General features: G+C 70.0%; 22 protein-coding genes and 1 pseudogene. 8 read left to right on the top strand and 15 right to left on the bottom strand.

Annotation, left to right across the window (positions count from 1 at the left end; all coding sequences use genetic code 11):
- Positions 1-3: 3 nt before the first annotated feature.
- The 4 genes from ASG12_RS15320 to ASG12_RS15335 are packed head-to-tail and all read right to left on the bottom strand — an operon-like array spanning position 4 to position 2,640.
- The gene (locus ASG12_RS15320) at positions 4-339 is read right to left on the bottom strand and encodes a DUF3017 domain-containing protein (RefSeq protein WP_055791390.1); all 336 of its coding nucleotides are present in this window, start codon (positions 337-339) and stop codon (positions 4-6) included.
- A 13-nt stretch (positions 340-352) separates the two neighbouring features.
- The gene (locus tag ASG12_RS15325; RefSeq protein WP_200932799.1) at positions 353-1,216 is read right to left on the bottom strand and encodes a bifunctional methylenetetrahydrofolate dehydrogenase/methenyltetrahydrofolate cyclohydrolase; all 864 of its coding nucleotides are present in this window, start codon (positions 1,214-1,216) and stop codon (positions 353-355) included.
- Positions 1,217-1,253: 37 nt separating this feature from the next.
- The gene (locus tag ASG12_RS15330; RefSeq protein WP_055791393.1) at positions 1,254-1,844 is read right to left on the bottom strand and encodes a pentapeptide repeat-containing protein; all 591 of its coding nucleotides are present in this window, start codon (positions 1,842-1,844) and stop codon (positions 1,254-1,256) included.
- Positions 1,780-2,640, bottom strand: a complete 861-nt coding sequence (locus ASG12_RS15335) for a rhomboid family intramembrane serine protease (RefSeq protein ID WP_200932800.1) — start codon at positions 2,638-2,640, stop codon at positions 1,780-1,782. Before ASG12_RS15335 ends, ASG12_RS15330 begins: the two co-directional genes overlap by 65 nt.
- 90 nt (positions 2,641-2,730) lie before the next feature.
- Between ASG12_RS15335 and ASG12_RS15340 the strand changes: the two genes are divergently transcribed.
- Entirely contained in the window at positions 2,731-3,195 is a 465-nt protein-coding gene (locus tag ASG12_RS15340; protein WP_055791396.1) for a tRNA (cytidine(34)-2'-O)-methyltransferase, read from the top strand.
- Between the two features lie 130 nt (positions 3,196-3,325).
- Here the strand turns inward: ASG12_RS15340 and ASG12_RS15345 are convergent, their stop codons facing one another.
- The 5 genes from ASG12_RS15345 to ASG12_RS15365 form a co-directional block, all read right to left on the bottom strand.
- A complete protein-coding gene (locus ASG12_RS15345; protein ID WP_235457133.1) occupies positions 3,326-4,579 on the bottom strand; it encodes a reverse transcriptase family protein in 1,254 nt (417 codons plus the stop codon).
- Between the two features lie 201 nt (positions 4,580-4,780).
- Positions 4,781-8,095, bottom strand: coding sequence for an error-prone DNA polymerase (locus tag ASG12_RS15350; protein ID WP_055791402.1), 3,315 nt, complete (start codon positions 8,093-8,095; stop codon positions 4,781-4,783).
- Positions 8,096-8,149: 54 nt separating this feature from the next.
- Positions 8,150-8,650, bottom strand: a complete 501-nt coding sequence (locus tag ASG12_RS15355; protein WP_443089101.1) for a GNAT family N-acetyltransferase — start codon at positions 8,648-8,650, stop codon at positions 8,150-8,152.
- Between the two features lie 10 nt (positions 8,651-8,660).
- Positions 8,661-9,368, bottom strand: a complete 708-nt coding sequence (locus tag ASG12_RS15360; RefSeq protein ID WP_055791405.1) for a cutinase family protein — start codon at positions 9,366-9,368, stop codon at positions 8,661-8,663.
- Between the two features lie 73 nt (positions 9,369-9,441).
- On the bottom strand, positions 9,442-9,987 hold the full coding sequence (locus ASG12_RS15365) for a hypothetical protein (RefSeq protein ID WP_055791408.1): 546 nt from the start codon (positions 9,985-9,987) through the stop codon (positions 9,442-9,444).
- Positions 9,988-10,153: 166 nt separating this feature from the next.
- Here ASG12_RS15365 and ASG12_RS15370 point away from each other — a divergent pair, with 166 nt between their 5' ends.
- Both ASG12_RS15370 and ASG12_RS15375 read left to right on the top strand, forming a co-directional pair.
- A complete protein-coding gene (locus ASG12_RS15370) occupies positions 10,154-11,230 on the top strand; it encodes an alanine racemase (RefSeq protein ID WP_055791411.1) in 1,077 nt (358 codons plus the stop codon).
- Positions 11,231-11,376: 146 nt separating this feature from the next.
- Positions 11,377-12,546, top strand: a complete 1,170-nt coding sequence (locus ASG12_RS15375) for a serpin family protein (protein WP_055791415.1) — start codon at positions 11,377-11,379, stop codon at positions 12,544-12,546.
- Between the two features lie 16 nt (positions 12,547-12,562).
- Here ASG12_RS15375 and ASG12_RS15380 read toward each other — a convergent pair whose 3' ends face one another.
- From ASG12_RS15380 to ASG12_RS15390, 3 genes are all read right to left on the bottom strand, one after another.
- The gene (locus ASG12_RS15380; protein WP_055791418.1) at positions 12,563-14,158 is read right to left on the bottom strand and encodes a DNA polymerase Y family protein; all 1,596 of its coding nucleotides are present in this window, start codon (positions 14,156-14,158) and stop codon (positions 12,563-12,565) included.
- Positions 14,158-15,003: a hypothetical protein gene (locus tag ASG12_RS15385; RefSeq protein WP_156378133.1), complete on the bottom strand. Its 846-nt coding sequence runs from the start codon at positions 15,001-15,003 to the stop codon at positions 14,158-14,160. The genes ASG12_RS15380 and ASG12_RS15385 overlap by 1 nt, the downstream gene beginning before the upstream one ends.
- A 154-nt stretch (positions 15,004-15,157) precedes the next feature.
- Positions 15,158-16,126, bottom strand: a complete 969-nt coding sequence (locus ASG12_RS15390) for an NAD(P)/FAD-dependent oxidoreductase (protein ID WP_055791421.1) — start codon at positions 16,124-16,126, stop codon at positions 15,158-15,160.
- A 93-nt stretch (positions 16,127-16,219) separates the two neighbouring features.
- Here ASG12_RS15390 and ASG12_RS15395 point away from each other — a divergent pair, with 93 nt between their 5' ends.
- The 5 genes from ASG12_RS15395 (at position 16,220) to ASG12_RS15415 (ending at position 21,115) form a co-directional block, all read left to right on the top strand.
- Positions 16,220-16,804 (top strand): helix-turn-helix domain-containing protein, encoded by a 585-nt coding sequence (locus ASG12_RS15395; RefSeq protein WP_055791424.1) that lies wholly within the window; start codon positions 16,220-16,222, stop codon positions 16,802-16,804.
- Positions 16,805-16,892: 88 nt separating this feature from the next.
- Entirely contained in the window at positions 16,893-17,621 is a 729-nt protein-coding gene (locus ASG12_RS15400; protein WP_156378152.1) for a GTP pyrophosphokinase, read from the top strand.
- 90 nt (positions 17,622-17,711) lie between these two features.
- Positions 17,712-18,848 carry an NAD(P)/FAD-dependent oxidoreductase gene (locus ASG12_RS15405; RefSeq protein ID WP_055791427.1) on the top strand — a complete coding sequence of 379 codons (1,137 nt, stop codon included), beginning with the start codon at positions 17,712-17,714 and terminating at the stop codon, positions 18,846-18,848.
- Positions 18,845-19,735, top strand: coding sequence for an RNA polymerase sigma-70 factor (locus ASG12_RS15410; RefSeq protein ID WP_055791429.1), 891 nt, complete (start codon positions 18,845-18,847; stop codon positions 19,733-19,735). Before ASG12_RS15405 ends, ASG12_RS15410 begins: the two co-directional genes overlap by 4 nt.
- 72 nt (positions 19,736-19,807) lie before the next feature.
- A complete protein-coding gene (locus tag ASG12_RS15415; RefSeq protein WP_055791432.1) occupies positions 19,808-21,115 on the top strand; it encodes a serine/threonine-protein kinase in 1,308 nt (435 codons plus the stop codon).
- Positions 21,116-21,279: 164 nt separating this feature from the next.
- On the opposite strand, the pseudogene ASG12_RS15420 reads toward ASG12_RS15415, so the two are convergent.
- From ASG12_RS15420 to ASG12_RS15430, 3 genes and pseudogenes are all read right to left on the bottom strand, one after another.
- A pseudogene (locus tag ASG12_RS15420) lies at positions 21,280-22,770 on the bottom strand (ABC transporter ATP-binding protein); the annotation flags it as partial.
- A 350-nt stretch (positions 22,771-23,120) separates the two neighbouring features.
- Positions 23,121-23,792, bottom strand: a complete 672-nt coding sequence (locus ASG12_RS15425; protein WP_055791435.1) for a response regulator — start codon at positions 23,790-23,792, stop codon at positions 23,121-23,123.
- Positions 23,789-25,078, bottom strand: coding sequence for an ATP-binding protein (locus ASG12_RS15430; RefSeq protein WP_235457134.1), 1,290 nt, complete (start codon positions 25,076-25,078; stop codon positions 23,789-23,791). The genes ASG12_RS15425 and ASG12_RS15430 overlap by 4 nt, the downstream gene beginning before the upstream one ends.
- Positions 25,079-25,188: the final 110 nt, after the last annotated feature.

The raw sequence follows: 25,188 nt of genomic DNA on the forward strand, positions 1-25,188 counted from the left end.
CGACTATTGATCGATACCGGTGCCCAGGGCGTCGATCGAGGCGGCCAGCCAGATGATCGCGCCACCGGCGATCGCCATGGCCACCACGTCCACGAAACGGCCTCTGACCTGGAGCAGTCCTACGCGCGAACTCGGCAGCACCGCTCGCAGGAGAGCTGCCACCAGTGCCCCGCCGCCGAACACGAAGGCTCCCCGTCGCCAGCGGTCCAGGATCAGGAAGATCAGGGCCACGGCCACGAACGCCAGCACGACCGCGAATGGGATCTGCACCAGGACCGAGCGTCGACGGCGCGCACGACGGACGTCCTCGACCGAGCGGCCGGGGCCGCGGCTGCTCATCGCCGGCGACCGCTCACGACGTGCGTTGCCGCAGCAGGGCCTCGGCCCGCTCGACGACGTTGACGAGCAGGAATGCGCGGGTCAGCGGACCCACACCGCCGGGATTCGGCGAGATGTGACCGGCGACGTCCCACACGTCGGGGGCGACGTCGCCGACGAGGCCGGCGTCGGTCCGACTCACCCCGACGTCGAGTACGGCCGCACCGGGTTTGACCATGTCGGCGGTGATGAGATGCGGTACGCCGGCCGCCGCGACGACGATGTCGGCACGCGCGACCTCGGCGGCGAGATCGGTGGTCCCGGTGTGGCACAGCGTGACCGTGGCGTTCTCGCTGCGGCGTGTGAGCAGCAGTCCGATCGGACGACCGATCGTGACGCCGCGACCGACCACGACGACGCGCGCCCCGGCGATGGGGATGTCGTAGCGGCGCAGCAGGTGCACGACACCGCGGGGGGTGCAGGGCAGTGCCGCGTCGGTGCCGAGCACGAGGCGGCCGAGGTTGATCGGGTGCAGGCCGTCGGCGTCCTTGCCGGGATCGATGCGTTCGAGGGCGGCGTTGTCGTCGAGCTGCGGGGGCAGCGGCAACTGCACGATGTAGCCGGTGCAGGCCGGATCGGCGTTCAGCTCGTCGATGACGGCGTTGAGCTGTTCGGTGGTGGTGTCGGCGGGCAGATCGCGGCGCAGTGACGCGATGCCGACCTTCGCGCAGTCGGCGTGCTTGCCGCGGACGTAGGCCTGCGATCCCGGGTCGTCGCCCACGAGGACCGTGCCGAGGCCCGGGGTGACCCCGGCCTCACGGAGCGTCGCCACGCGCGCCGCGAGGTCGACGAAGATCTCGTCGCGGGTGGCCTTGCCGTCGAGTGCTGTCGCCGTCACGCCACCAGTGTCCCCGATCGCGGCCGCGGGCCTGCGTTCAGCCCAACCGCAATCCGTGGGCCAGCGCGTAGTCGACGGCGTGGTCGTGGTCCACGACGGTGTCGGTGACCTTTGCCGCGACCCAGAACGCCGGGTCGATCCGCGCCCCACGCAGGTCGGAGTCGGTGACCGTCGCACCGACGGCACGCGACCCGGTCAGGTCGACGCCCGCCAGAGTCGACGAGGTGACGGTCGTCGACGCCAGATTGGCCTCGCGCAGACGCGAGCCGGTCAGATCGACCCGGTGCAGGGTGAGACCACCCAGCGACGTCAGGGACATGTCGCAGTCGGTCAGCGACACCCGACGCATCAACGACTGCGTGATGGTCGACCCCAGGAGGCTGCAGTCGGTGAAGGTGGCGCCCGGCATCGGGCATCGGTCGAGGGTGCACGTACGGAACGCGGTCCGGCGGTGCTCGGAGTCGGCGAGGCGACAGCCGACGAACGTGCACCGGGTGAACACGACCGCCTCGGTGGTCAGTTCGGAGAGGTCGCAGTCGAGGAAGGTGCAGTCGTCGAACGTGTCACCCGACCACGTCTGGCCCGACAGGTCCTCCTCGTCGAAGGTGTGGTTGTCGTAGGCGGTCATGGATGCCCATGATGCGCCGTCGCCGGGCCGGGGACGTGACCGCGGGTGCCGGCATGCGTTCGAGCAGGTGGGGCGACACCGGGGGCAGTGCGGGCTCGGTGGTCATGTGCTCGACCAGAAGCGGTGACACCGGCGGGAGGTCGCCGACGACCCGTGTCCGTCGTCGACCGATCCGGGTGATCGGGTAGCAGGCGAGCCCGACGATCGCGGCGCAGAGGTGGCCGATGTCGGTGAACGTGAAGTGTGTGCCGTGCACCAGAGGCCACACGATCGGGGTGAGGCAGACGACGGCCAGGGCACCGCCGTAGAGCCAGCGCCAGCGGCGCGCGATCCGGTAGACGAGGATCCCCGCCACACCGGCCAGCCCGTAGCTGACGCCGATGTCGATCACCGCGAGATCGCTCTGCGGTGCACGACCGCTGTCAATGGCCCACAGGAGGATGCCCTGGCTGATGTAGGTGGCCGTGACGTGGGCGATGACCACGACCGCCACCCAGCGCGCCGTCCCGAGCCAGCGTTCGACCGGTGCGTGGATGAGGGTGAACACGATCGCGTAGAGGAACCAACCGTTGCCGTCGATCCAGAAGGCGCTGCGGAACAGGCTCGGGAGCGGGTTGTGCAGCAGGTGTCGGAGGTTGGTGGAGCGGTTCTGGAGGATGTGCGTCAGCTGATCGGGCGCCACGCGATGGGCGATCACGGTGGTGACGAAGAGGACGGTGAGCCAGAGATAGGTTCCCGGCGCCGACCGCACGTAGCGCCAGACGACCCCGGACGTGGTGCGCACCGTGTCCCGCATGTCCCACCCAGTTCGTTCCGTGACCACCGCCTGCGCCGGGTCTGCCCTGCCCCGTCGTGCTCGACAGGTGCTCAGGCACAGTAGACGCTTGTGTTCCGCATTTTGTTCCATGAACCTCGCATACCCCCCAATACCGGCAACGCCATCCGTCTGGCGGCCAACACGGGGTGTGAGCTGCATCTTGTGGAACCGCTCGGCTTCGACCTCGATGCGGCGAAGGTGAAGCGGGCGGGCCTGGACTACCACGAGATGGCGTCGGTGACGGTGCACCGCGATCTCGACGCCGCCTGGGAGGCGCTCGCCCCCGAACGCGTCTACGCCTTCACCGCGCACGCCGAGAGGTTCCACACCGCGGTCGACTACCGGCCGGGCGACGTGCTGCTGTTCGGACCCGAGCCGACCGGTCTGTCCCCCGAGGTCCTCGCCGACCCGCACGTCACCGATCGCCTGCGCATCCCGATGCTCGCCGGTCGTCGATCACTCAACCTCGCGAACGCCGCGAGCATCGTGATGTACGAGGCCTGGCGTCAGAACGGCTTCGAGGGCGCGGTCTAGCGGATTGCGTTCGAGCGCTCTCTCACCGTTCGCACGCTTGCTCGCTGTTCGCATGTTCCCCGCGGCATGCGACCGACACACGAGCGTGCGAACCACCCTCGGGCGTTCGATCGAGCCCACGCCGGCGCGATCAGTCACTGCTCCAGTCCACGCGGGACGCCATCTCCAGAAGTCTCTGCCGGCGGGCGGGGCTCGTCGCCCCGACCCATGCGATCCGTCCGCGGACGTGGGCCTCGAAGTCGGGGATGTCGTCGCGATTCTGGTCCTTGGCCCCGGTCCGTATCGCGTTGTGCATCAACGCCCGCAGATCGTCGTACTCGGATCGGGACACGCGCGGACGATCGTTGACCACCAGTCCCGTGAGGCGCTGTTGCTGGTGGGCGTACATGATGCGCGTCTTGTCGCCGTGGACGGTGAAACCCTCGGCGGTCACGATCTGCGCCACCACCCACACCACCGCCGACGGGTCCTCGATGGTGCCGCTCAGCGCCAGATCGTCGCCGTAGCGGGTGTAGACGAGTCCGTGTCGGTGGGCATAGCCGGTGATGCGGCGGTCGAGCGTGCGCATCACGAGGTTGGCCAGAGCCGGCGAGGTCGGCGCCCCCTGGGGCAGGTGGCGGGATCGCAGGATGGCCGCGTGCACGGGGTCCACGCCGACGAGTCGTTCCGCCGGTGTTGTCGTGGTGCACAGGTCGGCCAGAGCGCGGGCGACGGCGGGCGGGTACCCGACCGCGGCGAACACGGCACGGACGCGGGCGACGGTGATCGTCTCGAAGCACCGGCGCAGATCGATACGGACGACCACCGGCCGACCGGCGTGGGGGCTCGCGAACGTCACCGGCGACGTCCCGGCGACGAATCCCTGTGCGGCAGGGTGAGGCGGTAGCCGGTCGAGGACACGGCGCAGGATGCGTCGCTGCGTCTCACGCAGACGGGGTTTGGGGATCTCGAGGACGCGGACACCCCGACGCTTGGGGATCGGGGTCACTCGATAGTGCTGCAGCGGGCCGGTTCTCGACCGCAACCAGGTGCCGCGGTCGGCCAGCCAGTCCAGCTCGGGCACGGTCATGTCGTAGGCCGCCGCGAGGGCGGAGTAGTCGGCGTAGCGCGGCAGACCGTCCCACAGCTCGCGCGGCGCCGGTCGGGGTCGCATCGGCGGCATCGCCAGTTCGACGATGCGCCCGGCGATCGCGTCACGCCGATCCGGGGGTTGGCGGGGAAACGCTACGAGAAGGTGACCTGCGACGGCGTCCGCCTGCGCGTCGTCGAGACCGCGGCGGTGTGCCGAGAGCGCATCGGCGAGACCCGCTCGCGTCCACTCGGGATCGGCCGCATCGACGATCGCGGCGAGCATCTCGGCCGTCGAGCGCGGATACCGTCGCACGGCCCCGATCGTCACCGGATGCGTGGCGGGCGAGTCGACCGAATTCTCCTGTCCACGGCGCCGCGATGCACGCGCAGCGTGCGGTCCGGCGTCGGACGCAGGGTCTCGCTGTGTGGTGTACCCAGGGGTTGCCCCTGAGACGGGTGTGTCACCCCGTTCTCGTCTCGCCCACCACGCATCCGATCATGTTGCCATGGCTCACTATCGCCAGTCGCGGGATCGGGTGCCGACCTTGAGGTCCATCTTCTCCAGGTGTTCGGCGACCACGGTGACCGCGCCCTCGGCGTTCTGCACCGTGCCGCGGATGACCAGTGCGGTGGCGTTCTGGGCGAGGCGGCGGTAGCGCTTCCACAGCCCCACCGAGCAGACCACGTTCACCATGCCGGTCTCGTCCTCGAGGTTGATGAAGGTGACGCCGGACGCGGTGGCCGGGCGTTGCCGATGGGTGACCGCCCCGGCGACGACGACGCGTGACCCGTCGGGTACGGCGAGCAGACCGTCGGCCGCGACGACACCCATCGCGGTCAGGCGGGGCCGCAGGAACTGGGTGGGATAGACGTTCGGCGTGACCCCGGTCGCCCACGCGTCGGCGGCCGCGGTCTCCACATCGGTGAGACCGGGCAGCGTCGGCGCGGTCAGCGACGCCTCGAGCGCGAGCTGATCGGCCCGCTCGAACGCGGCCGCCCCGGCATCCCACAGCGCCTGTCGCCGACTACCGCCGAAACAGTCGAACGCACCCGCGGTCGCCAGCGCCTCGAGTTGCCTCTCGCCGAGTTCGGCGCGACGGGCCAGGTCGGCCGGGGTGCGGTAGGGGCCGTCGGCGACACGGCGGTCGACGATGACCTGCGCCACCTCGTCACCGATGTGACGCACCGAGCCCAACCCCATCCGCACGTCGAGACCACTGTTCTCGAGATTCGCATGGGCCAGTGAGATGTTGATGTCGGGGCCGTGGACGGCGACACCGTGCCTGCGCGCATCGGCCACCAGCGACTGCGGCGAGTAGAACCCCATCGGTTGCGCCCGCAGCAGCGCGGCGCAGAACGCCGCCGGGTGGTGGTACTTGAACCACGAGGAGTAGAACACCAGCGCCGCGAAACTCTGCGAATGACTCTCGGGGAAGCCGAAATTGGCGAACGCGGCCATCTTCTCGAACACCCGGTCGGCGATCTCGCCGGTGATCCCGTGGGTCTGTTCCATACCGGTGTAGAAGCGTTCCTTGAGTTTCTGCATCTTCTCCGGCGACCGCTTCGATCCCATCGCGCGTCGCAGCTGATCGGCCTCGGCGGCGTCGAAACCGGCGACGTCGACGGCGAGCTGCATCAGCTGCTCTTGGAACAGCGGGACCCCGAGGGTCCGTTCGAGCGCCGCCCGCATGGACGGGTGCTCGTATCCGGTCACCTCGAGTCCGTTGCGTCGCCGGATGTAGGGGTGGACCGACCCGCCCTGGATGGGGCCGGGACGGATGAGCGCCACCTCGACCACGAGGTCGTAGAACTCGCGCGGCTTCAGCCGGGGCAGGGTGGCCATCTGCGCGCGCGACTCCACCTGGAACACGCCGACCGAGTCGGCGGCACAGAGCATGTCGTAGACGGCCTTCTCGCCCAGGTCGATCCGCGCGAGATCGACGTGCAGCTCCTTGTGCTCGGCGACGAGATCGATCGCGTAGTGCAGCGCGGAGAGCATGCCGAGGCCGAGCAGGTCGAACTTGACCAGACCGATGGCCGCACAGTCGTCCTTGTCCCACTGCAGCACGCTGCGGCCGGGCATCCGCGCCCACTCGGTGGGGCAGACGTCGGCGATGGGGCGGTCGCAGATCACCATGCCGCCGGAGTGGATGCCGAGATGGCGCGGCATCCCCGACACCTGACCGGCGAGGTCGAGGACATCGGCGGGGATATCTGCTTCCGGGTTCTCGTCGCCTGGGTTCTCATCTTGGTCGACCGTGCGTCCCCATCGGCTGACCTGTTTGCTCCACGCGTCCTGCTGCCCGATCGAATACCCCAGTGCGCGAGCCATGTCCCGCACCGACGACCGCCCGCGGTAGGTGATGACGTTGGCGACCTGTGCGCTGTACTCGCGGCCGTACTTCGAGTAGACGTGCTGGATGGCCTCCTCGCGTCGATCGGATTCGATGTCGACGTCGATGTCGGGCGGACCGTCCCGCTCGGGCGACAGGAACCGTTCGAACAGCAGGCTGTTGCGCACCGGGTCGACGTTGGTGACACCGAGGGCGAAACACACCGCGGAGTTGGCGGCGCTGCCGCGACCCTGACAGAGGATGTCGGACCGTTTGCAGAAGTCGACGATGTCGTGCACCACCAGGAAGTACCCCGGGAAGTTCAGCGAATCGATCACCGCCAGTTCGTGTTCGATCTGTCGATAGGCCTTGGGGTGTGTCGCGGGTGTGCCGTAGCGGTCGGCGGCACCGCGCATGGTCAGCTCCCGCAGCCAGGTTTTCTCGGTGTGTCCGGCCGGCACGTCGAACGGCGGCAGTTCCGGTGCGATCAGACGCAGTTCGAAGGCGCAGTCGATGCCGAACTGCGCGGAGTTGTCGATGGCCTCGGGGTGTGCGGCGAGCAGTGTCGCCATCTCGTCGCCACTGCGCAGGTGCGCTCCCCCGAGCGGACCGAGCCACCCGGCGATCTCGTCGAGACTCGACCGTGCACGCACCGCGGCGAGTGCCATCGCCAGACGCCGCCGGTTCGGGGCGGCGAAGTGGGCTCCGGTGGTCGCCACCGTGTGCAGGCCGTGGGCGGCGGCGAGCGTGGCGAGCGCCGCGTTGCGTTCGTCGTCGGTGGGCAATCCGGCGGTGGACAGTTCGACGACGACGTTGTCGCGGCCGAACCGGTCGATCAGAGTCCGCAGCTCGGTCGCGGCGGCGTCGGGACCACCGCTCGACAACGCCTGTCGCACCGCACCTTTACGACACCCGGTGAGGATCAGCCAGGAATCGTCCGCCGCCGCGGCGAGGGTGTCGAGATCGTGGCGCAGCAACCCCTTCTCACCCGCGGCCATGTGCGCGGCCGCCATCTGACGCGACAACCGGCGGTATCCGTCCTGCCCGCGTGCGAGAACCAACAGATGTGCGCCACCGGGATCGGCGACGCCGGTGCGCGCGGCGTCGTGCTGCAGCGACAGCTCCGCGCCGAAGACCGTCGGCATGCGCCACTCGCGGGCGGCCTCGGCGAACCGGACGACCCCGTAGAACCCGTCGTGATCGGTGACCGCGAGCGCCGACAGTCCGAGGCGGTGGGCCTCGGTGACCATCTCCTCGGGAGAACTCGCGCCGTCGAGGAAGCTGTAGGAGGTGTGGGCGTGCAACTCGGCGTACGGGGTGCTGGTGCGCCCGCGCTCGATGTCGTCGGCCCGGAACGGTTCGCGCTTGCGCGACCACGCGGGGCTGTCGCTGCCGTCGCCCGGGAACGTCTCACCCGGTCGACCGCCCTGGTTCGGGCGCCCGGACAGCACCCGCTCCATCTCCGCCCAGGTGGGCGGGCCCTCGTTCCAACCCACACCCGACTGTACCGAGAATCGAACACATATTCGAGTCGATTCGGCGGGGCGGCCTCAGCGGTCGGCGAGTGCGGCGAGGTCGTCGCCGACCAGTCGGTGCGTGGTCCATTCGTCCATCGGTCGGGCGCCGAGTGATCGGTAGAACGCGATGCTCGGCGCGTTCCAGTCGAGGACCGTCCACTCCAGCCGCGCGTATCCACGCTCCACACAGACCGCGGCGAGCGACGCCAGCAGAGCCACACCGTAACCGCGTCCACGCTCGGATTCGTGGACGAACAGATCCTCGAGCCAGATGCCGTGACGCCCGGTCCAGGTGGAGTAGGTGACGAACCAGATCGCGACCCCGACCACGGCGCCGTCCCGTTCGGCGATGTGCGCGAACACCTTCGGGTCGTCGCCGAACAGTGCGGCGGTCAGCGCGTCGACGGAGTTGTCGACCGCGTCGGGCTCGCGCTCGTATACCGCGAGCGCGGTGATCGCGGCCAGCAGGCCGGCCTCGTCACCGGGCTGCGCGGCGCGGATCACCGACCCGTCGGAGAGGACCCGCGGGTGCACCGGGTCCGCGTCAGATGCGTGCGGCGACGCGACCGGCGGCGTTCACCGTGTCGCCGTTGACCGCGTAGAGCACATGCAGTCCGTTCGGCTGACCCAGCGGCGCACCGTTGCAGATGGTGTCGCCGGCGATGCAGTAGCGGATCGTCTTGCCCTGATACAGCGGGCCGACCTCGATCGCGGGCGCCTGGGCGTCGCGGAGGAACCGGGCGCTCGGCGGCGCGAACAGCACGACCGCGGCCACGTTGCGGGCCACCGACGCGGGCAGCGGCGCCGGCGCGGAGCCGCGGTACTGCGCGGGCAGTGTGACCCGCGGGGCAACCGCGTAGCCCGCCACGACCGCGCCCTGGGAGTACCCGCCGACCACGATGCGGGTCTGGGGGCAGGTGCGGGCGAGGAACGTGATGCGGTTCTGGGTGTCCTTCACGCCGTTGATCACCGTCTGCGCGAGGCCGATCCGGTCGCGGAAGTTCGCGCTCGCCGGGTAGTTCACCCCGCGCACCACGACCGACTTACCGGGCAACGCACCGCGCAACGCCTGCCCGAACGACAGACCGGTCAGTCCGACCGGGGGCGCGGGCTCGGCGGTACCGCGGGCGAAGAGCACCTCGACGTTCGCGCACGACGGCGCGGCGGAGGCCGCGGTGACGGTGGTGGCCGCCGACAGGCCGACCGCAGCGATCACGCCGCACAGGATGGCCATGAAGGATCGTTTGAGCATGCGCTCAGCGTAACCGCTGGGACCCACCCCGGGTGATGGGCTTGCGCGAAGTCCGGTTCGCCGCACACGGCATCTACACCTGCAGAAGTCGCACGATGGGCGTGAGGTAGCCGTACGCCTCCGACGACAATCCGATGAGCCCGACCTCGCCGGGGATCTCGCCGTAGACGACGATCGCCACCGGTCCCCTGCCGGTCGGCAGATCCACGGCACGGTCCACCGTCGGATACGACGCGGGTGGCGCCGTGCGGCCGGGCAGCGCGCGGGGCAGGCCGGTCACGCCGGATCGCCCGGTGGCGAGGTTCACCCATCCGACGGTGAGCCGCGATCGCTCGTACTGCAGCCAGCGCTGGATGACGGTGATCGTTGCGCGATCGTGGTCGATGACCGCGTCGATGTTCTGGCCGGGGTTGCCTCGATTGTTCAGGTTGATCGTCTGGCCGGCGGCGGGTGTCGCGAACGGCGCCAGCACCGCGACGTCGGCGGGGACACCGGCGGCGATGAGTCGCGACACAGGCTCGACCGTGTCGGCGTGTGCGACCCCGATGGCGCCTGCCGCACCGACCCCCGTGAGCAGTAGCGCTGCGAACGCCGTTCCGAGAATGCGTGGCAGGTGCATGGTCGTTCACCTCCGTGGTCGGCCGCGCCCGGTGCGCGGCCCGAGACCTCGACGGTACGCATACGTACCGGGCAAACGAAACCGCTGTTTGCTGATCGTTACCGATCAGAAACAACCAACCGAGGTGGCCTCTGCGCGGCTCGGTCACGTCGTAGAGTCCACGGTGATGCCGACCCGACCTCCGACCGCCGACACCCCGTACGTCCGCGTCGACACCGACGTGCTCGACGCGAACATCGCGACGATGGCGACGAGGGTCGCCGCACAGGGACTCGCGCTCCGTCCGCACGCCAAGACCCACAAGTGCGGCGACATCGCGCGACGGCAGATCGCTTCCGGCGCCGTCGGGTTGACCGTCGCGACGATCGGTGAGGCGCAGGCCTTCGCCGCGGCAGGCTTCGACGACCTCTTCATCGCCTATCCCCTGTGGCTCACCGCGTCGAAGGCCGAGCGGTTGCGGTCGGTGGCACACGACGCCTCGTTGCGGGTGGCGATCGATTCGGTGGCCGGCGCGATCGCGATGGCGCAGGCGCTCGGAGACACCCGCGACTCGGTCGAGGTGCTCGTCGAGGTCGACAGCGGTCAGCATCGCACGGGCACCTCCCCCGGGGACGCCGGAATCGTTGCCGCACAAGCTGTTGCGCACGGCCTACGAGTGGTGGGGGTGTTCACGTTCCCGGGTCACGGCTACTCCCCCACCGGGCGCGAGACCGCCGCACATCAGGAGGCCCGGGCGATCTCCGATGCCGCCGATGCGTTGGCGTCGGTGGGGGTCGATCCGATCGTCCGCAGCGGAGGTTCCACGCCGACGGTCGAGTTCGCGCATCCCGATGTCCTGACCGAGGTCCGTCCGGGGGTGTACCCGTTCAACGACGCCCAGCAGGTGGCCCTGGGGCGCGCGGGAATCGACGACGTGTCGTTGTCGGTGGCCTCGACCGTGGTCCGTCGCGAGCCGGGGCGCGCCGTACTCGACTGCGGCAGCAAGATCCTGGGTTCCGAGAAGCCCGACTGGGTACCGGGTTTCGGACTGCTCCCCGACCTTCCCGACGCCCGCATCGTCGCTCTGTCGGAACACCACGCGACCGTGGTGAGCGAGGGGCCGCTCCCCGACGCCGGATCGGTGGTCCGGGCGGTGCCGAACCATGTGTGCCTCACCGTCAACCTCGTCGACGATCTCGTCGCGGTGACCGGTGCGGGCGAGGTCGAGCGATGGCACCTCCTCGCTCGCGGTGCGAACTCGTGAGCTCCCCAGGATGCCGGAGCGAACTCGTGAGCTCCCCAGAAAGACGGACGGTCGTGTCGGTGGCCGTGGCTACGGTTCTGCTGTTCAGCGGGTGTGCCACCGATGCGGTGCCGCCCGACACGGCACAACTGAGTAGGGCACCGAGCGTGACATTCGCACAGATCGGCATCGACACCGAGCGGGCGGCCACAGAGGCGTTGGTCGCCGGGGTCCGGCGTGTCGGCGTGGCCATGGCATCGGCCTCGTCGTCGACGGGGTCGCCGAACACCGTCGTCTCCCCGTGGAGCGCGGTGACGGCGGTCGGGATGGTGCGGGCCGGTGCCGACGACGCCGCGGCCGCGGAGATCGACCGGGTGCTCGGCACGAGCCGCCCGGAGGCGATCGCGGCGCTGGTGGGGCAGCTCGGCGCGATCGGTGGCGATCCCGGCACGGTGGATGTGAACAACCCGCCCAGCCCTCCTGTGTATCGACAGGGGGCGGGTGCTTTCATCGCGCGGTCACATCCGCCACGTCGGTCGTACCTCACCGATCTCGCACGGTATTTCGACGCCGGTGTCTACCCCCTGGACTTCGCGACGCCGCAGGCACGAGAGGCGGTGAACGAGTGGGTGGCGGTCAACACCGGCGGGCAGATCACCCGTGCACCGGTGCCGATCGGCTCCGACACCGACCTCGCGCTGCTGACCACCGTCTATCTCGCGGCCGCCTGGGCGTCGCCGTTCACCCCCGACGCGACGCGTGACGAGCCGTTCACCACCGCGACGGGTCGTACCGTCTCGGCGCCGCTGATGGGTAGCTCCTTTCCGACCCGTCTCGCGAACGGACCCGGGTGGACGGCCGCCGAACTGCCCTATGCCGGTGCCGGTCTGGCCATGCAGGTGATCTTGCCGGCGTCCGGTGCCACGACGCGATCGTTGTTGTCCGACACCGTGTTGGCGTCGGTGTCGGGCGCACTGCGCGCGGCGACGCCGACGCCGAACGTGGAGGTGACGGTGCCGCGCTGGAAGACCGAGGCATCGATCGATCTCGGCCCGGTGTTGCGTGCGCTCGGGATGGAACGGATCTTCGCACCGGGGTCACTCGACGGCATCGCACCCGGCACGGAGGTCAGCAGCGTCGCACAGTCCGGTGTCATCACCGTCGGCGAACGGGGCACCGTCGCCGCGGCGGCCACCGGCGTCACGACCATCACCGGTGTCCCGCAGCCACCGGCGGCCACCTTCACCGCCGATCGGGCGTTCGTGTACCAGATCGTCGACACCGCAACGGGTCTGCCGGTGTTCCTCGGCACCATGAACGACCCGTCCGCCTCGTAGAAGCGCACACCGCGGCTCACTCGTAGACGCCTTCGACCGTCCATCCCTGCTGCTGGTATCGCAGCAGCAGAGCGCGCGAATCGTTCAGCAGCACCTGCGCTCTCGCGTGGGTGCCCACCTGTTCACCCGGGGCGGCCCACCAGCGTTCGTCGGCCGGCCACGGACCGGCCCACCAGAGCAGATCCCAGCTCCGCGATCCCCAGGTGACCGTGGTCGGTTCGGCGCTGAACATCCCGCGGCGGGTGACCTGCACGGGGTCGTCGTTGCAGTCGCGTACCGTCACCGGCGCACTGAGCACCACCGCCGGCGCCGGTTCGGGGATCCGTCCCGGCCAGGGGGCGTCGGGGTCGGACGCCGGTGTCAGCTCGTCGCCCAGCGGGATGAGCGTGATCCGTTCGGCCACACCGCGTCCGCCGCTGCGCACCGGAACACGGACGGCCTCACCACCGAGGAGTCCCTGCACGCGCACCAGCGCCCGACGGGCCCGATCGGCCACCTCGCCGTCGCCGCCGGGGATCCCTGCCCCACGGAAGCCGAACTGCAGGGCACCGGAGTCGACGAGTTCCACCGGCTCCAGCCGCAGACGGGAGATCGGTGAGTCCGGGCGGTTGCCGGAGTCCTTGCCGCTGAGCCACCCGTCGAGTTGCCATCGGATGCGGTCGGCGGTGGCCTCCGGGGTCAACGGCTCGGCGCATCGCCAGGTGCGTGACGAGTGCTGTCCACCGGTGGTGGAGGCGTGGACGGTGAGTCGGGTGCAGGCCACCGACGCCGCCATCAGCGCGCGGTGCAGTTCATCGGCCAGTCGGCGACCGACGAACGCCGCGGCGTCGACCCGGTCGATCGGCGGATCACACTCGTGGTCGATGACGACGTCCGTGCTCGGCAACCGACCCGACGCCGACCGGCCGGCCTCGGCACGGGTGGCCCGGTGGGCGACGACGGCGTCGGCACCGAAGCGCGTCGCGACGTCGGTCACCGACAACGCCGCGAAGGCACCCATCGTGCGTACACCCAACCGCCACAGCAGGTCGATGAGGTGGTCCCGGTCGTCGCCGCACAGGCTGGGCTCGGCTCCCAGCTCGGCGATCGACAGCGGCGCGAGGAAGTCGACGTCGCCACCGGCCGGCACGATCTGTCCGTGTCGCGCGGCGACCACGGCGGTGAACAGCTCGTCGGCGATCCCGGTGAACGACTCCGTACCGCAGACGGACACGACGTCGATGAGTTTCTCCGCCGCCACCTCCTCGCCCCCGAAGTACCGGGCGGCGCCCGCCGCGGGGAGCAGCATGAGACCCGGTCGCAACACCTCCACGATGGGGATCACCTCGGCCACAGCAGCCACCAGCGGCTCGAAGAGTCGGCCGTCACGCCCGGGATCGGCGGTCATCACGTGCAGCGAGGGACAGCGTGCCTGCGATTCCCTCTTGCGCATCCCGCGGCGCACCCCGGCCGCCCGCGCGGTCGCCGAACAGGTGACCACGCGGTTGGCCGAGATCACCGCGACCGGTTCGTCCGGGGAGATGTCGGCGTCGGCCGCAGCGGCCACCGCGGGCCAGTCCGGGCACCACAGCGCCAGGGTGCGTCGGGGCCTCCCCGCGGGTGCGGACGTCATCAGTTCGCCACGGCTATCGTGAGCCCGCCGGTGGCGGTGACCGGAGCGGCGTCGGCGACGGCACCGACCGGGCGTGCGGCGACCAACCGGACCCGATCGTCGGCATGCACCACATCGATCCGGGTCTCGGTCACCCGTGTACCGCGACCACGCGCCTGCACCGACAACGACAACCCGGAGATCCGACCGTGCCCGGCCGCCCGGAACGGCAGGTGCCGATAATCGGCGACCTGGGCACTGAGCGTCGCCTGCACACCCGACCACCGTCCGTCGGTCACCATCAGCGTCGACCCCTTGGCCCGCGCCCGGGCCATCACCGCCCGCGCCCGCGACGGCGGCACCGACACCCCGCCCAGGCCGACCACCACCAGATCGAGCCCGTCGAGCAACACCGCGGCCACCTCCACGGGGTCGAACCGGACCGGGCTCCGCCCGGGATCGAAGACCCCCGGATCACCCTGTCCGGACACCACCGCCACATGCGACAGGTCGCCGCCCATCTCCTCCACCGCGTGCAGGCTCAGGTGGGGCAGGCCGACCACCGCCACGTACCCGCCCGAGGCGGTGATCTCGGCGATGATCGAGACCAGCACCGACCGCGCGCCGTCGACCGCGACCACCGATCCCCGCGCGAGGCCCCCACCGGGCATGATCTGCGCGAGTGGGGCCGGGATCGGCAGCATCTCCTTGTCGACCTGCTCCGAGGCGGCGACCGTGACCGTTCTCTGGTTCTGCGGGACAACGGGTTTCGCTTTGGTCGACGAGACCGTGGCGAGCTTCTTGCGCAATTCCGCCAGCGTGTCCGCGACCCGCTTGTCGGCTTCCCTCACGTCTACAGACGTCATCGCACCATTCCTCAACACCTCATGGGAGTCGCGGGGAAGGTGTGCGCAGGGAAGGTGCGAACACTCACGACCGTTCGAACAGGTTTTCGATTCTGATCGTAGGTGTGGGGTCCGACAACCGTCAATCGGCAGTGCGCCGATCGGGTTCGACCTCTCAGACGGCCGCGCCGGACCGTTCCCGATGCGCGGCCAGCGCGGCGGCGATGTCGTCGGCCATGAGGCTCGCGTGCACGCCCATCGCGACGTTGACCCCCGCCGCGGCCGAGGCGATGACGGTGGCGCGGGCGTCGGCGACGTTGCCCGCGGCGAAGACGCCGGGGACGGTGGTCGCGCCCATCGGGTCGGTGTCGATGGCCGTGGCCATCAGATGGTCGCCGAAGCGGACCTCCGACACCGCGAGACCGAGTGACTCCACCACCGCACCGAACACGCGCCCCGTGGTCGCGACGACCGCGGCGTCGCAGTCGATCACCTCACCCGACGCCAGGCGCACCCCGACCAGCCGGTCGTCGACCACCACCACCTCGGCCACGGCCCCGTCGACGACGCCGATGCCGCGGGCCGTGAGCTGCTCGAGGGTCTCGGCGTCGAACTCGGGTGCGGTGTTGCGGGCGATCGTCACGTTCTCGCTCAACTGACGGAACATCTGCGCCTGATGGGCCGACGTCGACCCGGTCGCGATGACGACGATCGCCTGATCACGCACCTCCCACCCGTGACAGAACGGGCAGTGCAGGACGTCGCGCCCCCACCGCTCGCGCAGGCCCGGGATGTCGGGCAGATCGTCGGTGACGCCGGCGGCGATCACGATCCGCCGAGCCCGCACCGAGCGTCCGTCGTCGAGGACCACCGTGAAGTCCCCGATGCCGCCGTCGACGCGCACCGCGGTACCGCTGACGATCACGCCGCCGTAGTGCTCCACCTCGGCACGGCCGAGCGACCCCAACTCGGTGGGTGAGATCCCTTCGCGGGTGAGGACGTTGTGCGCCCCGGCGGCGGTGGCGTTGCGCGGCGACCCCGCGTCGATCACCACCACCGACCGACGGGACCGACTCGCGGTCACCCCCGCCGCCAACCCTGCTGCTCCGCCGCCGATCACGGCCACATCCACCATCTCGTCCATCGCGTTCTCCTCCGGTCATCGGTTGTGAGAACCACCTTGCAACCCCATCCTGGATGCTGGCAAACATTCTTGCCGATATGGCAAAGTGGGGCCATGACCGACCCACTCACCGACACCGACTCCGTGCTCGCCGCCGTCGGACCGCGGCTGCGCGCGCTCCGCACCCGGCGGGAGGCCACACTCACCGAGGTCTCAGACGCGACCGGCATCTCGGTCAGCACCCTGTCGCGACTGGAGTCCGGCCAGCGCAAGCCGACGCTCGAGCAGCTGCTCCCCCTCGCCCGCGAATACCGCGTCGCCCTCGACGATCTGGTGGGTGCACCCGAGACCGGGGATCCGCGGATCACGTTGCGGCCCATCGACCGACACGGCCGGACCTACCTCCCGCTGACCCGTCGCGCCGGCGGACTGCAGGCCTACAAGGTGGTGATCCCGACCGCACGTCCCGGTGACCGCGTGACCACGGGATCGCACGAGGGGTACGAGTGGCTCTACGTGCTCGACGGTCGCGTACGCCTCGTCCTCGGCGACCGCGACCTCGAACTCGCTCCCGGTGAGGCCGCCGAGTTCGACACCCACCTGCCGCACTGGATCGGTACCACCGATCGGGGCCCGGCCGAGGTGCTGATGCTGTTCGGCAAGCAGGGCGAGCGCGCGCACGTGCGCACCGATGACTGACTCCCCCGGCGATACGTACAGTCGTGGCGTGACCGAATCGGACATGACAGTCTCGAACCCACGGCTGCCCGACCTGTTGCCCACCGAGATGCTTCCCGACGGTGTGGGGCACGCCGACATGCGGCAGCTGCGAGATGACTTCGCGCGCTTCATGATGGAGTACAAATTCGGCATCGACACCGTGCACACGAAGATCGCCATCCTGCGCGACGAGCTCACCCACCTGCACGACTACAACCCGATCGAGAACCTGTCCTCGCGACTGAAGTCACCCGACAGCATCCTCGACAAGATCGGTCGCAAGAAGTGCCCGCCGACCTTCGACGGCATCCGCGCGGCCATCACCGACATCGCCGGGGTCCGCGTCACCACCTCGTTCGTGTCCGATGTCTACCGCGTGCTCGACATGTTGACCCGCCAGGACGACGTGACGGTGATCGAGATCCGCGACTACATCGCCCGCCCCAAACCCAACGGCTACCGCAGCCTGCACGCGCTGCTCGCGATTCCGGTCAACATGAGCGACCGGGTGGTGACCGTGACCGTGGAACTCCAGATCCGCACCATCGCCATGGATTTCTGGGCCAGCCTCGAGCACAAGATCTACTACAAGTACGACACGGTGGTGCCCGCAGGTCTGCTCGACGAACTCGCCGAGGCGGCCGAGACCGCACACCGACTCGACGCCACGATGGAACACCTGCACGAGGAGATCCGCGGCTCCGACACCCGCTCCCCCGACGGGGACGTCGTGCCCACCGACGACGTGCTCCACCGCTGGGTGGCCGCGCGCAGCCGGTTCGACAACACCCTCTGAACCGTCGCCTGTCACGTTCTCGGTCCGACCGGTGTCTCAAGGGGTGACGACAGTACACACTGTCGCCACCGACCCGGTGAGAGGGAGACCATGACCGACCATCACGTGATCGTCATCGGGGCCGGCTATGCGGGATGCATGGCCGCCAACCGACTGCAGGCGACCGGTGCCGCGCGGGTGACCCTGATCGATCCGCATCCGCAGTTCGTCGAACGGATCCGACTGCACCAGCTCGCCGCGGGCACCGGCGCCGCGACACTCGACTTCGCGACCCTGCTGCATCCGGAGATCACCCGTGTCCAGGCCGCCGTCACGCGGATCGACGGACCCGCGCGCCGCGTCGTCCTCGACGACGAACGATCACTCCCCTACGACGCGATGATCTACGCCGTCGGCAGCGGGACCGGCTCGTCGTCGGTTCCCGGCGTCGCGGAGTTCGCGGACCGGCTGGGTGACGCCGACGAGGCGCAGCGGCTCGCCGAGCGACTGGCCGGCGCGCCCCGGGACGCCGCGATCGTGGTGGTCGGCGGTGGCCTGACCGGTGTGGAGGTGGCCGCCGAGATGGCACAGGTCCGACCGCACGGGTCGGTGACGTTGGTGGCCGGTGGCGGTCTGGTGCCCACGGCAGGGGCTAGCGGGGCACGATCGGTCGCGAGGCGGATGCGACGTCTCGGGGTCGACGTCGTCGACGGCACCACGGCGAGCGAGGTCACCGACAGCAAGGTCACTCTCGCCGACGGTCGCACGCTCGGTGCCGACATCACCGTCTGGACAACGGGATTCGGCGTTCCCCCGCTCGCCCGCGAGAGTGGACTGGCCACCGACGAGTCCGGGCGACTGCGTGTCGACGACCACCTGGTGAGCGTGTCCGATCCGCGGGTCGTCGGGGCCGGGGACGCCGTGGTGATCGACGGCATCGACCTGCGGATGAGCTGCCAGGCGGCGTTGCCGCTGGGGGCACAGGCCGCGGGCACGGTGACCGCGCTGCTCGACGGCACGCCACCCCGCCGTGTCGACCAGGGCTTCGCGGCGCAGTGCATCGGACTGGGCCGCGACGGCGGCACCGTCGTGCTCACCGATCGATCCGACCGACCTCGCAGGATGTATCTCGGTGGGCGCGCCGGCGGGCTCGTGAAGGTACAGGTGTGCCGGATGACGGTGCGGTGGATCGCCGGCGAGGGCCGCAAGGGCGGTTCGTACTCCTGGACACGCGGACCCCGACGGTGACCGGACCGGTCCGGGATCACGCGCAGGTCTTCACCACGCTGCGACCGCTGCTGTTCACGATCGCCTACGAGATCACCGGTTCGACCACCGACGCCGACGACGTCCTGCAGGAGAGTTACCTGCGGTGGGCCGACGTCGATCTCGACACGGTCGACGCCGACCGCTCGTATCTCGCGTCGATCGTCACGCGCCAATCGTTGAACGCATTGCGTTCGGCATCCCGTCGACGCGAGGACTACGTCGGGCCGTGGCTTCCGGAGCCTCTGCGTCTCGACGACAGTGACCCCGAAGCCGATGTCGTGCTGAGCGAGTCGGTGTCGATGGCGATGATGGTCGTTCTCGAGACCCTCGGTCCCGACGAACGGGCGGTGTTCGTGCTGCGGGAGGTCTTCGGGTTCTCCCACGCCGAGATCGCCGCCGCCGTGGGACGTTCGGTCGCCGCGGTCCGTCAGATGTCGCATCGTGCACGGTCGCACGTGCAGTCGCGCAGGCGACGCTTCGACGCCGATGGTGATGTCACCGAGGTCACCACCGCGTTCCTCACCGCGGCGATGACCGGGGACGTCCAGGGGCTGATGGACATGTTGGCGCCCGATGCGGTGCTGATCTCCGACGGTGGCGGCAAGGTCAACGCGGCCCGTCGACCGATCCACGGCGCCGATGCCGTCAGTCGCTTCCTCGTCGGCATCGCCCGGCGGGGGATACCGGACCCCGGTTTCGAACCGGCGCGCTACAACGGGTCACCCGCGGTGATCATCACCTCCGCCGGCGACGTCGACTCGGTGTTCGTCCTCGAGAGCAGGGGTACGACCATCTCCGGGGTCTACGTCGTCCGCAACCCCGACAAACTCGCCGAGGTCACCGCCTCCCACGTGATCGCCCGCTGAGGGCCGACGCCGCGGGTCGGTTGGGGTGTACATCCGCACGAGCACACAGTTCGTCCACTAACCTCGATTCCCGTGACCGCTCCACGAACACCCCGCGAGATCCGGGGCCCCGGCTCGCTCGTCGCCGGCCGGTATCGACTGCGGTCGAAGCTGGGTGGCGGCGGCATGGGCGCGGTGTGGTTGGCGCGTGATCAGCTGCTCGACCGCGAGGTGGCCGTCAAGCAGGTGGTGTCGACCGAGGGGCTCACCGAGGAGTCCGCGGATGACGTGCGCACCCGCGCCCTGCGTGAGGGGCGAATGGCCGCGCGTCTGGCCCACCGCAACGCGATCGCCATGCACGACATCGCCGTCGACGGCGGCGAGCCCTGGCTGGTGATGGAGTACCTCCCCTCCCGCAGCGTCGCGCAGATCCTGCACACCACCGGCACGCTGTCGATGCGCCACGCGGCGCAGATCGGCGCCCAGGTCGCGTCGGCGATGGCGACCGCGCACCGCGACGGCATCGTCCACCGCGACATCAAACCCGGCAACATCCTGATCGCCAACACCGGCCGCGACGCCGGGACGGTGAAGATCTCCGACTTCGGCATCTCTCGCGCCAAGGACGAGGCGGCCGGACCCGACACCGGCGTGATCACCGGTACCCCGGCCTATTTCGCACCCGAGGTGGCCCGCGGAGCCGAGCCCACCGAGGCCTCCGACGTGTACTCGCTCGGCGCGACCGTCTTCACCATGGTGGAGGGTGAACCGCCGTTCGGTGTCGACGAGGACTCCCTGAAACTGCTGCACCGCGTCGCGCGTGGCGAGATCAATCCGCCTGTGCGCGCAGGAGATCTGACGCCGGCACTGCTGGCGATGCTCGAGCCGAGCCCGGCCAACCGCCCGACGATGGCGCGGGCTCGCGATCTGCTCGCCGCAGTGGCGGCCGGACCGGGTGGCAACCCGGCGGCGGTGCTCGCCTCGCCGCTGCCCCGCACCGACAGCGCCATCCCGATCTGGGGCCTCGGAGGACGTTCGACGACACGGGGTTCACGGAGCGCGCCCCGCACCGAGACGGGACTGCCCGCGGCGCGCGTACACCCGACGACGTCGCATGCACCGTCATCGACGGGTCCGCGTCCGACGGGTCAGCCCACCGGTGCACCGATCCGTCCCCGCATTGAGATCACCGGAGAGACCGTCTCCCCCGCACCACCGGCGGCCACGCCTCCCCCGGTGGCGCCACCGGTCGCACCCCCGCCGCCGGTCGCACCCCAGCCATCGGTGGCACCCCCACCGCCGACCCCCGAACCGGTCAGCCCCATCTCACCCGCCCTGATCGGCGTGGCCGTGGTGGTTCTCCTCGTGGTGCTGCTCGCCATCGTCGTCGTCGCGTTCTGATCGATACGTCGCGTGACGCCGTCACGCAGTTCGATCACCTCGTCGGCCATCGCCGCGAGGCGACGGTCGTGGGTGATGATGAGCGTGGCCCGTCCGGCCGCGTGTCGCCGGATCGGCGCGATCACCCGGTGCACCGACTCGGCATCGAGACCGGTCGTCGGTTCGTCGAGGACGAGGATCGGTGTGTCGCGGATGAGGGCGCGAGCCATCGCGATCCTCTGGCGTTGACCACCGGACATCGACAGACCGCCGTCGGTCACCACCGTCCGGTAGCCCTGCGGCAGGGCCGCGATGAACCCGTGGGCGTCGGCCGCACGCGCGGCGTCGGCGATCTGTTCCGCAGTGGCATCCGGTCGCCCGAAGGCGATGTTGTCGGCGATGGTTCCGGTGCGTATCACCACCTGCTGCGGTAGCAGCGTGATGGCCTCGCGGACCGATTGCGCTGTGGCGTCGGTGATGTCGTTTCCGTCAACCCGGATCGTCCCTCGGTGGGGGCGTTCGAGGCGCGTGATGAGCGCCGCCAGAGTCGATTTCCCGGACCCGCTGGCCCCGACGAGCGCGACGATCGTTCCCGGACGCACCGACAAAGTGGCGTCGGTGAGCAGCGGCCGATCGAAGCCGAAGGCGACACCCGACAGCTCCAGGCGCGGACGGACGGTGGGCAGCGCGTGGGCGGTGGGACCGTCGACGGTCAACGGCGGCATGTCCAGGATCTCGGCGACGCGGTCGGCACTGACCACCGACGAGGCGATTGCGAGGCGGATCTCGGCGATCTCCTGGACCTTCGGGTAGAGGTACCCGAGGTAACCGGTGAGTGCGACGAGACCACCGACACTCAGTGCGCCCGCACGGATCTGCCACGCACCGACGACGGCGACGGCCAACATCGTGAGCACCTGGCCGACGTTCATGACGGCACCGAAACCCGCCTCCACGCGGGTCTGAGACATCCGGGCCGTCAACCACGACCGACCGTGCCGGGCCAGGACGTCCTGCTCGCGGTCCTGCTGGTTGTAGGCCACGGTCGTCTCGACGCCGGTGAGGCTCTCGTGGACCGCGACACCGATGTCGGCGGTGGCGACCCGTTCGGCGCGGGTCGCCGCGGTCTGGGAGCGACCGAACAGCACCGACGACGCCGCGAGGACCGCGATGGCCACCACGGCGACGGTCGACACCTGCCAGCTCATGACGATCGCGACCACCAGCAGGCCCGCCACGTGGGCGAGCCCGATGGCGAGCTGCAACAATCCCGACGCGGTCATGTGCTCGACGGCCTCGATGTCGCCGGTGTGGCGGGCGACGAGATCACCGATCCCGATGCGGCGGTGCGTGTGCGGACTCAGTCGCTGTACGTGCGCATAGAGCTTCGTGCGCAGCGCCAGCACGAACCGTTCGGATGTGCCGACCGCGATGAGCAGACCGACGTACCCGGCCACGGCGGCGACAGCGGTGACGATCAGCCAGATGACGGCCGATTCGACGAAGTCGGCGGTGGAATCGGCACTCAGCGCGGAATCGATCAGGTCGGAGAGGAAGAACACCGCGGCGATCTCGCACGCGGCAGCCACCGACAGGAGGAGTGCGGCCAGTCCGATCGTGGCGCGATCGGGACGCAACAGGGGCCCGAAACGGCGTAGGGCGGCGGTGAAGGTCATGGGGTTCTCCGGTTGTCGAGGTGACGGCTGTGATCCGGGCGCACAACAGCTCTGGGGCCCGCGGTGATCGCGGGCCCCAGAGAACGGTGTGACACCGGCGTGGCGAGGGACCGGGTCAGCGCCAGATCCAGATCCACCGTCGGGTGCGCGGATCCCATGTGCGCTGACGACGCTTCGGGGCGGTGCGGTTGGGGGTGGGGTTCTGCTGTGCGAATGCCATGTCGGACTCCTTCTCTCGTGTCGGCATCTCTTGCCGACACCCGTGAAGGTAGGGACTGAGTCTGTGCGGTCACCGCGACGATGGCTGTGGGGTCGCTACGTGCCTGCCGTCACACCGAGTCGGTTCCGGGTCAACGGATGTGGCGGTTCGCCGCCCATCGCGTCAATGCGTTGCGGTTGGACTGCTGGGTCTTGCGCAACACGTTGGAGGCGTGGGTCTCCACCGTCTTGACCGAGATGAACAGGTCCTCGGCGATCTCGCGATAGGTGTACCCGCGGGCCAACAGTCGCAGCACCTCGAGTTCCCGCGGGGTGAGGGAGTCCAGCTCGGGGTCGAGGTGCGGTTCGGGCATCGGAGATCGACCGGTGAACGAGTCGAGGACGAACCCGGCCAGGCGGGGACTGAACACCGCGTCACCGTCGGCGACACGGCGCACGGCGTCGGCGAGTTCGGTGCCGGCGATGGTCTTCGTGACGTACCCGCGCGCACCGGCCCGAATCGTGGCGATGACGTCCTCGGCGGCGTCGGACACGCTCAGCGCCAGGAACACCGGTTGCTGCGCGACACGCGAATCGGCGACACCGCGGACGACGGCGACGCCTCCCCCGTCGGGCATGTGGACGTCGAGCAACACGACATCCGGTGTGGCCTCCACGATCCCGGCCACGGCGTCGGCCACCGTCCCCGCCTCCCCCACGATGCTGATGCCGCTCGCCGACGCGAGTTCGGCACGCACCCCGGAGCGGAACACGGCGTGGTCGTCGACCAGGAACACCCGGCACGTCGTGGTGACATCGGTCATCGGTTCTCCCCGCTCTCGGCGGGCACGGTGTGCACGCCGTCGGTCGCAGCATCGGATGCGTGGTGTTCACGCGGCATCGACATGACGACCTCGGTGCCGCGGCCGATCGCGGTCTTCACGACCACCGAGCCGCCGTGACGTTCGACGCGCCCGCGGATCGACTTCGCCAATCCCTGTCGGTCGTGGGGCACCGCGTCGGGATCGAAACCCCGTCCGCGGTCGCGCACGAAGGCCTCGACGCCGTCTGCGGTGACCTCGGCGAACACATCGACCTTGTGCTCACCGGAGTGCTTCGCCGCGTTGATCAATGCCTCCCGGATGGCCGCGACGAGCGCGGCCCACCGCTTGGTGTCGGGGAGTTCGGCCCGCGGCGACCCGTGCGGCCACGTGAGGTCGCCGACGGTCACCACGTCGACCTCGATGCCATAGGCGTCCTCCACGTCGCCGGCCATCAGCTTCACCGCCGCGGCGAGCGAACTGCCCGCGCGCTCGGTCTCGCCGAACAACCACCGCCGCAACTCGCGTTCCTGTCCGCGCGCGAGTCGGGTGACCTCCTCGGGACGATGGGCCTGCTTCTGGATCAACGCGAGTGTCTGCAGCACCGAATCATGGAGGTGGGTGGCGATCTCGTCGCGTTCGGCCGCGCGGATCCGCGCGGCGCGTTCGGCGTTCACGGTGCGCAGCATCCGCATCCACAGCGGGACGGTCAGCAGCACCACGCCGAGCAGGGTCGCGACCACCGCCAGCAGGGTGGTCCCGAGACCGCCGAACGACCGGTTGGTGGCGAGGACCGCGACGGCGAGTCCACCGATCACCAGCACGCCTCCGCCGGCGACGCGGGTCCACGTCATCACCCGGCTGCGGGTTCCGCCGTGGCCGGTGTCGAACTCGCGCCACACCAGGCTCGCACCGACCGCGACCACCACCAGCGGCACCAGGTACTCCGCCGGTGTCCCCGACGCCGCGAACCCGACGACCACCACCGCGGCGAGACCGACGAGAGCCAGACCGTAGGCCTGTGCACGTTCGCCGCGTGACGGTGGTCGCGTGTCGGTACCCGGCGGGCAGAAGAACCACAGCAGGCCGTAGGCGCACACCCCGGCGCCGGCGAGGGCGCTGAGCACCACGAACACGATCCGCACGACCACCACGTCGACACCGAGGTGGTCGGCGACACCGCCGGCGACGCCACCGATGATCCGGCCGCCGTCGCGACGCAGGACACGGTCGGGCACCCCCGCGCGCGTCACGGCGTCGTGCGCGCGCCGTTCGTCCTGCCCGTTCACGCTTAGATGGTGACACGCACACCCCGCACCGCACATCAGGGACGACCCTGACCGGGCGTGCGGAATCGGTGCGCCGATTCAGGGTGAACACCGATGGTGCGCGGCCCTAC

The sequence above is a fragment of the Williamsia sp. Leaf354 genome (assembly GCF_001424365.1).
Lineage (GTDB): Bacteria > Actinomycetota > Actinomycetes > Mycobacteriales > Mycobacteriaceae > Williamsia_A.

Bases quoted from the DNA above. Each gene is read 5' to 3' on its own strand.
- ASG12_RS15320 (WP_055791390.1), bottom strand. From the start codon at position 339: ATGAGCAGCCGCGGCCCCGGCCGCTCGGTCGAGGACGTCCGTCGTGCG.
- ASG12_RS15330 (WP_055791393.1), bottom strand. From the start codon at position 1,844: ATGACCGCCTACGACAACCACACCTTCGACGAGGAGGACCTGTCGGGC.
- ASG12_RS15335 (WP_200932800.1), bottom strand. From the start codon at position 2,640: ATGCGGGACACGGTGCGCACCACGTCCGGGGTCGTCTGGCGCTACGTG.
- ASG12_RS15360 (WP_055791405.1), bottom strand. From the start codon at position 9,368: ATGCTCAAACGATCCTTCATGGCCATCCTGTGCGGCGTGATCGCTGCG.
- ASG12_RS15365 (WP_055791408.1), bottom strand. From the start codon at position 9,987: ATGCACCTGCCACGCATTCTCGGAACGGCGTTCGCAGCGCTACTGCTC.
- ASG12_RS15370 (WP_055791411.1), top strand. From the start codon at position 10,154: ATGCCGACCCGACCTCCGACCGCCGACACCCCGTACGTCCGCGTCGAC.
- ASG12_RS15380 (WP_055791418.1), bottom strand. From the start codon at position 14,158: ATGACGTCCGCACCCGCGGGGAGGCCCCGACGCACCCTGGCGCTGTGG.
- ASG12_RS15385 (WP_156378133.1), bottom strand. From the start codon at position 15,003: ATGACGTCTGTAGACGTGAGGGAAGCCGACAAGCGGGTCGCGGACACG.
- ASG12_RS15390 (WP_055791421.1), bottom strand. From the start codon at position 16,126: ATGGACGAGATGGTGGATGTGGCCGTGATCGGCGGCGGAGCAGCAGGG.
- ASG12_RS15395 (WP_055791424.1), top strand. From the start codon at position 16,220: ATGACCGACCCACTCACCGACACCGACTCCGTGCTCGCCGCCGTCGGA.
- ASG12_RS15400 (WP_156378152.1), top strand. From the start codon at position 16,893: ATGCTTCCCGACGGTGTGGGGCACGCCGACATGCGGCAGCTGCGAGAT.
- ASG12_RS15405 (WP_055791427.1), top strand. From the start codon at position 17,712: ATGACCGACCATCACGTGATCGTCATCGGGGCCGGCTATGCGGGATGC.
- ASG12_RS15425 (WP_055791435.1), bottom strand. From the start codon at position 23,792: ATGACCGATGTCACCACGACGTGCCGGGTGTTCCTGGTCGACGACCAC.